This window comes from Betaproteobacteria bacterium, from assembly GCA_016713305.1.
Lineage (GTDB): Bacteria > Pseudomonadota > Gammaproteobacteria > Burkholderiales.
The window spans coordinates 672,017-683,942 of record JADJPK010000005.1 but is presented as its reverse complement, the minus strand read 5'-3'; the positions used below and the strand labels follow the sequence as shown (position 1 = coordinate 683,942).

Genomic DNA, 11,926 nt, shown 5'->3' with positions numbered 1-11,926 from the left:
GGTCCACACGATCCCAGGATTCAGCGTGAGTCGTCCTCCGCTCAGTTCAACGGCGTCCGTGCGACCGAGCAGCGATCTCAGCCGGTGCAGCGCCGCGGCGAACGCCTTGTGCGCAAGATCTGCTTCTTCCTCTGGCCACAGACAGTCCAGGACAGCTGCTTCGGGAACGCCTTCTTCGCCCAGCGCGATCAGCAGACGCAAAGAGTTCCAGGGGGCCGCCTCGGCGCCTTCCTGCCGTGACGGGGCACTTCTCCGCCCACCCGCAAGGTGAATCGCCCCAGCGCATGGATCTGACCGGCCACGGCCAGCATTCCGAACAGCCCGGTCCGGCCTGCCAGCCGTGGCGGTGGATCAGCCTGACGACATACGTGGTCTCCACGTCTTCCCGTAGCGCGAGATCGGCAGCGGACAACCCATGGCTTGACCCAATGCAGATAGTCGCCGTGTCCCGTCGATTCCGCACACCGCCACATCGCCCGTACCAGAACGATCGATCTGTCGACATTTCCGTCGAGTTCCTCGATGCGCGCTTCCACCGCCAGAAGCAAGGATCGAAACACGTCAGCGCGGTGCCGGCGATCGCACGTCGCTGTTCCTCCAGCACCTCGCGCCTCGTTCAACGCGCCGGTCTCAGCCAGACCATAGACGAACGGAATGCCATAGTGGATGCGATAGGACGGAGCGCTGAGCGTTCTTGCAACGGACATGGCACGTTCGCCGCAACGCCGGGCTTGCCAGCCATCCTGGCGATACATCGCGAGCCACGCCGAACAGGCGCTGAGAAGAGCCACCTGCAGTGGTTTTGACGAGTCCACCGATGCTTCGGCACGAGCTTCCAGCGCGGCCGCAGCCTCGAGCCTTCCCCGCGAGGCTTCCGCGCCGCTGGCGAAGTACGCAGCCAGGAACGCGATCTGCCCGAAACCCTCCGCCGCCGCAATCGCATCGGCCTTTCCGCCGAATCGACAGCGTCGGCGTAGCGTCTCCGCGAGGCGGAGCATGCAGGCCTTCCAGAGGTGCCAATGGGCGCGGTCATAGGCTGTCACCTGCGCCTGACCAGCAAGGTGATCGCCCTGCGCTTCAAGCGCCGGCGTCAGATCGAACCGCCCCGCAAACGTTGCGTAGATGGTGAGATACACGGTCGCGAGCAGCCGCTGCCGCGTCGAGGCAGCAACGGGCAGCATCGCCAGCACTGCCGTCGCAGAGTGCTCCAGTTGCCGGTCAGGCCGGGCGAAGAGGCGCGCGATGAGCATCGAGGCGTGGCACCGCAATGTGAGATCGGAGTCGGTGGTTTGGAATCCATTTTCGAGTATCCGGGCGAGTTCATCGATCCAGGGAAGCATGGCCCCGTGATCGGCGGTTGCGTGAAAGATGATCTCGATCATCGCGCAGGCACAGCGCGCCCCGCCCGCGACATCTCGGATCTGCAAGTAGCCGCGATGCGCCATCGAAATCGACGCAAGGGCGCGCAGAGGATCGTCGATCGCGACGGCACTGCCTTCGGCATATTGAATGGTCGGCGAGTCCGCGGCGACCCCGGGGGGAATGCAGGCGATCCACTCGAGAAGCCGACGGTGTCTGCCTTGCCGCAGGCATTCCCGCATCACCGTTTTCGAGCGCCTCGATCGCCACCGGCCAGTCGCCCGAGTCCACGAAAAGATCGACGGCCTGTTCGGGATGGCCGTGGCGCATGCACACCACGCCTGCTGTCCGGCAGGCGTCCCGCCGCTGCTGCAGTGACTGCGTCGCTGCCACCCGGTGGGCGAGAAAATCCCGGAACAGACCGTGGTACTGGAAAATGGCGCTCGACCGCCCCCGTGGCGTGAACGAAAAGGTGCCGGCGGTAGAGAGACGAGATGATCTGTGCTGCGCGAGCGTTGCTCGTCAGGTCTGCAGCCATCGCCGCGCTGAAGAAAGGAAGAATGGCTGTGTCCAGGAGAAAGTCACGCTCTTCCGGAGGCATCTGCTCGAACACTTGAGTCGCAAGATATCCGAACAGTTCCTCGCTGGCAGAGGCGTTACGCCCTCTTGCCGTCTGGTCCTGTCGGCTGGCGCTCTCCAACAACAGGGTTAGGCCGGCGGCCCAGCCGTCAGCCCGTTTCACCACTTCGGCAAGCGCGTCAGCCGTTCCCGTGAAGCGTTCACGCGCGACTGCATGTGCCTCACCGTCTGTCAGGCGAAGGTCGGCGGCATCGATGCGCATGAGGATTTCCTCGGCCGCGGCGCGTGCGAAACAGGGCGGCGGTTCTTCCCGCGAGACGATCACCACGATCGATCCGCCGCAGACTTCCGAAAGGAGGTCCGCCATGATCGGCGCCATGACGGCATCACTGCCGATGTCCTGGAAGTTGTCGAACACGAACACGGAGCGGTCGGGCACGTACCGGAACATGTTTCGGAAGAAGCGCCGCGCGAAGCCCGGGATGTCGGATCTGTACTCTGGGGTCAGATGCGGAAAGGCGTGCCGCAGACGGCGGGAACGACCGAGTACGGCCTCCCTCAGGTAATGAAAGAACGCTGCCGGATCGCGGTCCGCCGGGTCGACGCGGAACCACAGATTTGCCGTCTGGCGAACGTCCAGCCAGGAGGCGACGAGTGTCGTCTTGCCAGCTCCGGGAGGACCGGCCACGAAGATGGATCGCGATTCGGCAAGAGCGCCGTCGAGGCGCTCGAACAGTTGCAGACGGCTGACGGGCCGCCGCAGCCTGGGCTGCATGAGCTTGGCGAGCGAATGGGACGGTCGCACCATGTCTTCCCCGAGGGCACGCGAATGCCGTTGCCGCCGTTGCCCGACGGTAGGCGCGATTATTCCACGCGATTCGAGGCGTCTCTCAAGTGAAGAATCGAGATGAAGAGGAGGGATTCGGCGAGTCTGCGAAGGAAGCGCGGCGTTGCTGGCCGCACTCGTCGTTCACGCCATTCTGTCGATCACATCCAGCCGGAAGCTGCCGTTGGACTGGTACCAGCCCGACGGCGGCAACAGGATGTCGCCCCCGCCCTGCACGCCCAGCACCTGCGTGAGATCGAAGCGTCCCGTGGATTCGTCCACGCCATGGAGAGGCCCGGTCCCGGTCGCTTCGGCGAAGGTCTGCAGGAGCGCCGCCAGTTCGGGATCGTGGAAGTGCCCCAGCCGCACCTGCGCCGGACCGGACGGAAGCGCGACCTGGAACGACTGGACGCGGTAGTTCATCTGGATCCAGTCACGCAGCGGCTCCAGCCCGTCCGGACGCGGGGCACAGGCGGCGCTGGATCATGCCGAACTGCTGCCCGCCCAGGCTGAACCAGTGCCGCGCGAACTCCCGGCGGAAGCCGGCGCGGGTGAAATCGTGCTGGCCCCAAGGCAGCACGCCACCGCGATGCCTGCGGCTTCCTGCGGACGATGCCACCGGCCCTGATGGGCAGGAGTCTGGGAATGCTCGAACGAGAAGATCGAGCCGAATGACGGCTCGTCCACCGTGAGCCGCCGTTCCGTCGTGCCATCGAACGCGGTCTGCGTACCGGAGACGAACTGCGCGATGCGCTTCCACAGTCCGAGGACTTCGCGGCCGCTCACCATGGACGTCCAGTTGTCCACGAACAGGAACGGGCAGAACACCTGCGGCGCCTCGGCGGCGTTGCTGTCCTCCTCGGTCTTGCCCACGAGGATCCGGATCGCCAGTTCGTGCTGCGTGGTGTAGTCCTCGGGATTGCGCCACTCGGTCGGCGGTCCCACGGACCGCATGGCGCCGTAGCGGAGCCACTCGATCACCACCTCGGCCGTCGCGACGCGGTAGCGGAAGTACTGCCGTGGCTATCCCAGTTCCTCGCAACTGTTGAGCAGCGCATCCACCAGGAACTGGAGCCGCTCGGGATCGGCCGTCACCTGAAAGCCGGTGATCGAAACGTCCTCGAACGCAAAGGGAGCAGGTGCGCGCGGATCGATGCGAGGTTCGACGAAGGGCACGGGCTGCGGAATCGGCGGCGTCGCGGCGCGCAGGTCGTAGGGGCCTGTGCAGAGGATCCGTTCGGCGCCTCCGAGCGCGCACGTGTCCGGCGCGAGCGCCTGGGGGCCGGAGGCGAGTCCCAGGTCGGAGGCGAGGTCGATGTTGCGGAACCCGGGAACGGCCGTGACGTTGATGTCCGACGATTCCTCGTCCGAGGCGACGTTGCCTTCCCAGGACAGATACACCGGCGAGTGCAACACGGCCCGGTCGGTCGTGGAGCTTTCGCGGAACTGCAGCAGTCCCGTGGTCGGGTACTGCCAGGACAGCGTGCGTGATCCGGCCGCGGGATGGCGCGCGAAATCGAGGGTCAGGATCTCCGTGTCGAAGTGGGGCGCCGGGTCGCCGGCCGAATAGACATCGGTGCGGACCACGATCCGTGTGCGGCCTGCGGCGTGGGTCACGTCGATCTTCCCGCCCCAGGCCGGATAGCCGAGATCCTGGCGGAAGCGGGACAGAAGCGCGCAGTTGCGGTCGACGAAGACATAGGGGCAGTACATCGCATCCTGTCCGTCCGACTCCCGGCGGACCGGGATGGCCACGAACAGCACCCGGCAGGACGCATCCGGCCAGCGCGGTCCGCTCTCCACCGTGCCGTCCACGTAGTGCAGCCAGACGTCCGGCGAGGGAACGGCCAGCCGGCCTTCCATCCGGGCCGCATTCACCGACCGGTCCACGAGCGTCTGCAGGGCAGCGGCAGTCCCCGCCACACGAAAACTGTTCACGGCGACCGAGCGCAGCTCCAGCAGCGTGGCCATCGCGCCGGATTCAGCCATGGGATCTCGCGCCCATGCCGCTCTCCAGTACGTCGCCGACGATGGCGCAGTCGCAAGCGCCCATGGCCTGCGCGAGTTCGTCGAAGAACGTGCCGGCAGGCGTGCGAAGCCCCGGCGGCACCGAGCCCCGGTCGCGCAACGATCCGAGCACAGACTCGACCAGATGGACCGCGCTCCACGCGCTGAACGCATACGGGTCGGGCGCCTCGAGACGCGAGCGCAGGCGCAGGCCGCCGTAGCGGTCCTCGCCTTCCACCACCACGATCTGCGTGCGGTCCCGGCCCGCCGGCGGCGCCTCCGGCAGCAAACCGATCTGTGCCTGCACGATCTGCTTGAGCGGCCACGTCTGCAAGGGCAGCGCCGCGAGGCTGGCCGCCTGATACCAGGCTCGCCGCAGGCCCTCGGCCTCGGCGTAGGTTTCCACGTTCTCCAGCCTGGCCCCGCCCGCGGCGGCCGTGGCGACGGCCGTCAGGAGATCGGGCAGGCGCACGACCGTGCACGTGGCCGGGTCCGACCGGCCATCGGGCGAGAAATGAAACGTGCGCTCCATCTGTCCGGCCGCGACGGACACGAGCCGCCCCGCCCGGCGGACCGACATGCCTTCGCGCGTGGAATCGAGCAGCGTGGCGAACGAACCGCGCGAGAGCATTCCCGTGGCGGACAACGCCACGCGCAGGACATGCAGGCCGGGCAGCCGGCGAACGAGCCTCGCCGTGAGAAAGTCGGAGCCGGTGACCAGAAAGCCCGCGCCCGGCATCAGCATCACGCCACGCTGAACGGCGTCGACGTTGTAGTCGTCGACCTGCCGGAACGCACCGAACTCGCCGCACAGATCGAGGTAGTGGACGCGGTTGCGCAGACACGCCTTGACCATCTTCGAGGCGATCGTGCCGAAGGGGCCGGCCGCATTGACGACGACCGCCACGTCCGCAAGCGCGGCGTCCATCGCGGCATTGTCGTCGAGCGATGCGGCGACCCAGGGCAGATCGAGCGGCTTTGCCAGCGCCTCCAGTTTCGCCGCATCACGCCCGCCGAGACGGGGCGGCCGGGTCCAGGTGCGGGGCGAGGCGGAACCTTGATCGGCAAGCCAGCGGTCGCGCGCACGCAAGGCGATCAACCGGCCGGTGTAGCCGGTGGCGCCATAGATGAGCACCGCGTTCTTCATCAGTGCGTCCTCGCCAGCACCCACGTCACCATGCCGCGGACGAACTCGCGGTCACGCGACGGCGGCAGGGCTTCGAAGAGGGTCTGGTATTCGTGCAGCGCCGCACCGGCGAGCCCGCGAGCCGTGTCGCGGGCGTAATCGAGCGCCCCCGTGCGCTCGATCAGCGCACGCAGCCAGGACACCTGCTCCGCCGTGCGCCGTTCTCGCGGAACCGCCAGCATGTCCTTCACGGCGATCCGCTCTGCTTCGGTGCCGCGCGCAAGCGCATGCACGACCATCAGCGTGCGCTTGCCTTCCCACAGGTCGCCGTCGATCTCCTTGCCGTAGCGGTGGTCGCCCTCGAGATTCAGGACGTCGTCGGTGATCTGGAACGCCGCGCCCAGAAAGAAGCCGAAGCGGAAGAGCGCGTCGAGATCGGTATTGCCCCGCGTTCCGATCAGCGCGCCGACCCGGCACGGATGGATGGTGGCAAGCCAGCAGGTCTTCTTGAGGATCATCGTGAGGTAGTCGTCGTCCGTCACGTCCATCCGGTTGTCGTGGCGCCAGCCCAGCTCCAGTGCCTGTCCCTCGGCAGACTCCCACGCCATGCGCTCGGTTTCGTCGAAGATGCGCATCGCGAGCTGCGGCCCCAGCAGCCCGACGTTCTCGCGCAGGGGCTTCAAGCTCAGCAGGCTCAGCGAATCGCCGGCATTCAGCGCGAGGGGAAGCCCGTGCTTGCGGTGGAGGGCCGGCTGTCCCCGCCGCTCGTCGCTGCCGTCCTCGATGTCGTCGTGGATCAGCATGGCGTTGTGCAGCAGCTCGATCGCCACCGCGGAAGGCAGCACGTCCTGGATCCGTGCGCCGAAGGCCCGTGCGGTGGCGATGCACAGGCTGGACCGCATCATCTTGCCGCCGCGGCGCGGGTAATCGCAGAGGAGATCGTCGAGGTAGGGCCGGTTGCCGGAGCCGGGGAGGTACCGCTCCAGCGCGTTGCGCGTGAGCGCACCATAGTCATCCAGCACGCTCTGCACGAGTTCCGGCGCATCGCGCAGCCCGGGGTCGGCGATCGATCCCATGCGAATTCTCCTCAGCCCGCCTTGGACGGCTGCGGCGTGTCGCCCCGCTTGCGCAGAGTCACTTCCATCACTCCCACCGGGACGTCGCCAGCCACGACGACCCCGCGATACGTTCCGGGCGATGCCGCACTGCCGATCTGCACCGAGGTTTCCCACACGCCCTCGATGCTGCGTATCGGCGCGATCGTCGTCTCCAGCAGCACAGGCCGGCCGCGCGCGCCCTTGCCGAGCAGGCCATCGCAACGAAGCTCGGTGGCGTCGGTCCGTCCCCAAACCGTGAGGGTGCCCCAGCCCGCGTGCACTTCAGACGCGATGAAGATCCGACCGCCGCGGCCCGTCGCCCCGCCTGCCGTCTGGCTCGCCACTTCACCGAGCATCTTCAGGAATGCAATGAACTGATCGGTCGCCTGACGCAGGAGGGTCTGCAGCTGTCCGCCGGCGCTGCCGTCCGCATTGCCCGCATTCAGCGCTTCATTGAGACTCGAAAGCGAGCTTTGCAGTCCGTTCGCTGCCGCTCGAACGCCGGAGTCCGCCCCCTGTCCACCCATCCACTGGGTCCAGAGCTGCGAGCTGGCGAGCAGGGACTCGACGAGCTGCTGGAGCATTCCGCTCATGGTCCCTGCGGCGCGTACGCTCTGGTTGAGCGCCTCGCCCGCATCGCCGCGTCCCGCGGCCGCGGTGGCACTGCGAAATCCGGCGGCCGCCTTGCGCATCTGCTCTCCGGCCACCTTGTAGCCGCGGAGCACGGCCTGGGTGACCGCATCGTTGGACATGTCCGAACCGGACTCCGGCGCTGCGTCGCGCGGCCGGGACGCAGCCGTGTCGGCATCGGACGCCTCGGCGGGTCTGAAGTAGTTCGCACTCCCCCGGTTCGCCTTCTTGCGCTCCGCGGCGTGCCGCATGTTCCGCAGTTTGGCGCCGGTCGTGGACTTGCTGGATGCGGCCATGGTGGGTCAACGCCTCAGGGATGATCGAATGCGACGATGTCTTCGAGAAGGGGCAGGCCCGTCAGCGCGTGCGACGCGAGCCGCCCGGAAATGACGGCGGCCTCGATGCAGCCGCCGTGAAAGCTGCAGTCCGTCCAGTCGCCGGCGACCGTCAGATTGGCGTACGTGTCGTCCAGCGGAGAGATGCGATACGCAGTGCTGCCGGGAACGGTGAGCACGTAGCGGTCCGACGGATTGACGCAGGTGCTCCAGAACTGGGAGTCGAAGGCGCGCACCGTCGGATCCGGCTCGTCGGGATGCTTCGCGTCCACGAGCACCGACCAGTCGAAGCCGCCGGACCGCGTCCGGACTTCCGGCCACAAGTGATGCATGTGGGTCTCCAGGAACGCGATGGCGTCGTTCTTCAGCGCGTCGCGGAGGCGATTCTCTTCGTCGCGGATCTCCTGCAGGGCACGCGTGCGCTCCCGCGGTGCCATCGCCATGAGATCCGCCGAGCCGTACTTCTTCCAGAGCGCACTGTCCGCCGGATGCGGAAGCTCGGGCCGTGCGCCGCAGAGATAGGCCACCGACAGCGGCATCGGCGATACGGTCCAGTTCTCCGCAGGAACGATGTGCGTCATGTCGCACCAGGTATCGAAGGGCTTCGCGAAGCCGGACAGCGTGAGCGGCGGCTCGGTCCATCCGAGCGCGGCCATGTCCTTGCGCATCCAGAGCTGGAACGCCTGCGTCGCGACGGTCTTCACGTGCTGCTGCATGGCCTTCCACCGCGGCTGCTCCACGAGATTTCCCTTGAGGCAGCGCACCGCTCCCAGTCCCACTGCAAGGACCGCCATGTGGAAGTCCCTTCCCGCTTCCAGCACACGGGGAGCGCCGACGTACCGACGATCGAGCGGCGATTCGAAGTCCTGGTCCCGGTCGGTGTCGGCCGCGAGCTGCGCGTAGTCGGGCCGCGCGGGCCAGGCCCGGATCTTGGCGCCTTCGCCAGCACCGGTGCACGCGATGTCCATGAGCGGTTCGTAGGACGCGCGGCCGCGCGCGAGCGACGCCTGGCGGTGGAAGACGAGGCGGTCGACGAACGCGTTGTCCGGATCGGCCGTGTCGACGTGCACTTCTTCCAGCCGGTGGAAGAACTCGAAACGCACCCCGCGCGCCTTGAGCAGGTCGTACATCGGCGCGAACACGACATCCGCGAGCGACGACCGCATCCGCCAGAACAGGGCGCCGCGGTAGGTGTAGAACATGCGAAGAGCGCAGCGCAGCGCCTGGCCCGCAGCAAGACCCTGCCTGCGGCCGTCCACGGGAACGTCCGCGAACGCCATGTCGTACAGCCCGCGCATGATGGGCGAATCGAGCGACGAGCGCGTGGCGCCGTGACGCTCCAGCCATTCACGTGCATCGAAGTCGTTGATCGCATCCAGGCCCTCCGGCTGCGTCAGCAGGCCGTCCCGGACGATGCCGACCACGGTGGTCATGACCAGATCGATGACCTCGGTCTTGCGCCGCAGCCGCGGATCGATCCTCACGACATCCTCCAGCTGCCGCCGAACGCTCGATGCGAGCGCGTCGACGAACTCGAGCAGGAGGTATTCCTTGCCCGGCAGCGACGCTCGCGCCTTGAGCGCCGTCTCCAGGATGAGCAGTGCCTGCATCGCTCCCGCCGCCGTAGTGAGCGCACCGACGCGCAGGAGGTTCATCATCGATTCCACCAGCAGCCGGGGGCTCAGCTTGACCAGCTCGTCTTCGCCCTTGTCGAGCGCTTCGTCCACCGGCGAACGCCTGCCCGCCGAGGAATCTCCCGCCGACCGGAGCGTGCTGAGCATCAGGGTGCGCAGAAGCAGGAGCGTGCGCGACAGGTAGTTGGGCAGCGTGAACGGGTTGTGGCGCGGATCCAGTGGATCGCCGGGCAGCCCTTCCATCGGCGGAAACCAGGCGGTCCAGGCATCCCACTCGCCATGTCCGGCATCGGAGGCCACCCCGATGTGGGAGTCGGCAAAGAACGCATCGGTCCAGTGTTCGAACACCGACGGCGGGGGGACCGGCGCGCCGGGATACTTCCGGCGGCGGGGGAGGACGGGTGGCGTCCTCACGGCGGTCCTTCAGTTCGGCATAACAGGCCCGCAGCATGCGGAAGGCATTCTCGTAGAAGCCCATCCACACATGCAGGCCGTGTTCCTCGATGCGGTTGGCGGCATCGAGGTTGTGGCCTGCGGCCCCCTTGCCACCCAGTCTGAAGCCTAGCTGGTAGACGGTGATTTCGTATCGGCCGCGATGCTCCGGGCCGGACAGCTCGTAGGCTGCCGTGAGACCTCCCACACCGCCCCCGACAATGGCGATGCGGATCGGCGAGGGGCTGGATGCGGTCCCGCCGGCAGCGGCCATGCGTCAGGGCAACAGCACGGTGGAACCGGTGGTCTTGCGGCCCTCGAGCTGACGGTGCGCATCCTGCGCATCCTTCAGCGCGAAGGTCTGGTTGATCTCGATCTTGACCTTGCCGGACATGACGACCTCGAACAGCTCCTGGGACGCGGCCAGCAGATCGCTGCGCCTGGACACGTACGACTGCAGGGTCGGCCGGGTGACGTAGAGCGATCCCTTCTGCGCCAGCAGGCCGAGATCGAAGGCAGGCACCGGACCCGAACCGTTGCCGAAGACGGCCAGCATGCCCAGAGGCTGGAGGCAGTCCAGGGAACCCATGAAGGTGTCCTTGCCGACCGAGTCGTAGACCACGGGAAGCTTGGCGCCCGCGGTGATCTCCTTCACACGCTCGACGAAGTTCTCGCGCGTGTAGACGATCGTGTGGTCATATCCGTGCGCCTTCGCCAGCGCGGCCTTCTCGTCCGATCCCACCGTGCCGATGGTCGTTGCGCCAAGAGCCTTGAGCCACTGGCCCGCGATCAATCCCACGCCCCCCGCCGCCGCGTGGAACAGCACGGTCTGGCCGGCCTTGACGGGATAGGTGCGGCGGATGAGATAGTGGGCCGTCAGGCCCTTCAGCATCATGGCGGCGGCCTGCCGATCACTGATGCCGTCGGGGAGCGGCACGAGGCGGTCTGCCGGAATCAGGCGGACTTCGGAGTAGGCCCCGGGAGGCCCGCCGCAGTAGGCGACGCGGTCGCCGGGCTTCAGGTAGTCCACTCCGGGACCGACGGCCTCGACCACGCCCGCCCCTTCGAGCCCGATGCCGCTGGGCAGGGGCAACGGGTACAGGCCCGATCGGTGATAGGTGTCGATGAAGTTGAGTCCGACGGCCGTGTTGCGCACCTTCGCCTGGCCTTCGCCAGGGGCGCCGACATCGACGTCTTCGTAGACGAGCACTTCCGGCCCGCCGGTCTTGTGGAATCGCACTGCCTTGGTCATGAATCGCTCCTGTCGTCTCGCCGTCCCGGCGTCTTCAGCGGATGAACTGATCGACGTAGCCCGCGCCGAGTCCGACGGCTTCGTAGTGCTTGCGGCACATCTCGATCTTGGTGAAGACGTCTTCGTAAGCCACCGTGTCGCCCTTCTCGTCCACGTAGATCATCGCGCCGTTCACGTTGAACATGGTGATCATCTCGGGGACCCCCTCGTCCACCGTCAGCGTATGAACCTCACCGGGAGGTTCGTACACGAAGCCGCCTTCCATCGCGACCCAGTCGTGCTCGAGGTAGCGCCAGCTTCCCTTGATGACGTAACCGAATACCGCCATGGGATGACGGTGGCGTGACAGGATGCCGCTCCTGCGCACGCGCAGCAGGTTGAACCAGCCGCCGGTGACGGTGTTGAGCATGAGGGGACGGAACCACACGTCCTTTGCCTGGGGTACCCACACGCGCTCGTCGGTGGGGACGGCAAGGGTGACGATCTCGGATTGCATGCCCGCTGCAGACAGCGGACTCACGATCATCGGTGCATTCAATTCGAACTCCTTGGCTGGCCGGGGTGAAACCCGCAGGCCGGGGATTCTAGCGTGAAGCACCGATGCAGCGCACAACCTTCCCTGCGCGGAGACTGCCGCGGCCTCGCGCAT

The 11,926-nt window shown here is 67.0% G+C and carries 11 protein-coding genes; all 11 read right to left on the bottom strand.

Annotation, left to right across the window (positions count from 1 at the left end):
• Window positions 1-188: 188 nt before the first annotated feature.
• The 11 genes from IPK20_08025 to IPK20_07975 all read right to left on the bottom strand — a co-directional run bounded on the left by IPK20_08025 (window position 189) and on the right by IPK20_07975 (window position 11,803).
• Window positions 189-1,601, bottom strand: a complete 1,413-nt coding sequence (locus IPK20_08025) for a hypothetical protein (protein ID MBK8016675.1) — start codon at window positions 1,599-1,601, stop codon at window positions 189-191.
• Complete coding sequence (locus IPK20_08020) at window positions 1,601-2,746, bottom strand: hypothetical protein (protein MBK8016674.1); 1,146 nt, start codon at window positions 2,744-2,746, stop codon at window positions 1,601-1,603. The genes IPK20_08025 and IPK20_08020 overlap by 1 nt, the downstream gene beginning before the upstream one ends.
• 162 nt (window positions 2,747-2,908) lie before the next feature.
• Complete coding sequence (locus IPK20_08015) at window positions 2,909-3,187, bottom strand: hypothetical protein (protein MBK8016673.1); 279 nt, start codon at window positions 3,185-3,187, stop codon at window positions 2,909-2,911.
• Between the two features lie 60 nt (window positions 3,188-3,247).
• A complete protein-coding gene (locus tag IPK20_08010; GenBank protein MBK8016672.1) occupies window positions 3,248-3,745 on the bottom strand; it encodes a hypothetical protein in 498 nt (165 codons plus the stop codon).
• Between the two features lie 42 nt (window positions 3,746-3,787).
• Window positions 3,788-4,753, bottom strand: coding sequence for a hypothetical protein (locus tag IPK20_08005; GenBank protein MBK8016671.1), 966 nt, complete (start codon window positions 4,751-4,753; stop codon window positions 3,788-3,790).
• Window positions 4,746-5,918, bottom strand: a complete 1,173-nt coding sequence (locus IPK20_08000; GenBank protein MBK8016670.1) for a saccharopine dehydrogenase NADP-binding domain-containing protein — start codon at window positions 5,916-5,918, stop codon at window positions 4,746-4,748. The genes IPK20_08005 and IPK20_08000 overlap by 8 nt, the downstream gene beginning before the upstream one ends.
• Window positions 5,918-6,973 (bottom strand): polyprenyl synthetase family protein, encoded by a 1,056-nt coding sequence (locus IPK20_07995; GenBank protein MBK8016669.1) that lies wholly within the window; start codon window positions 6,971-6,973, stop codon window positions 5,918-5,920. Before IPK20_07995 ends, IPK20_08000 begins: the two co-directional genes overlap by 1 nt.
• Window positions 6,974-6,984: 11 nt before the next feature.
• Window positions 6,985-7,920: a hypothetical protein gene (locus IPK20_07990; protein ID MBK8016668.1), complete on the bottom strand. Its 936-nt coding sequence runs from the start codon at window positions 7,918-7,920 to the stop codon at window positions 6,985-6,987.
• 1,386 nt (window positions 7,921-9,306) lie between these two features.
• Entirely contained in the window at window positions 9,307-10,299 is a 993-nt protein-coding gene (locus IPK20_07985; GenBank protein ID MBK8016667.1) for an NAD(P)-binding protein, read from the bottom strand.
• A gap of 3 nt (window positions 10,300-10,302) precedes the next feature.
• The gene (locus IPK20_07980; protein MBK8016666.1) at window positions 10,303-11,277 is read right to left on the bottom strand and encodes a quinone oxidoreductase; all 975 of its coding nucleotides are present in this window, start codon (window positions 11,275-11,277) and stop codon (window positions 10,303-10,305) included.
• A 34-nt stretch (window positions 11,278-11,311) separates the two neighbouring features.
• On the bottom strand, window positions 11,312-11,803 hold the full coding sequence (locus IPK20_07975; protein MBK8016665.1) for a 2,4'-dihydroxyacetophenone dioxygenase family protein: 492 nt from the start codon (window positions 11,801-11,803) through the stop codon (window positions 11,312-11,314).
• Window positions 11,804-11,926: the final 123 nt, after the last annotated feature.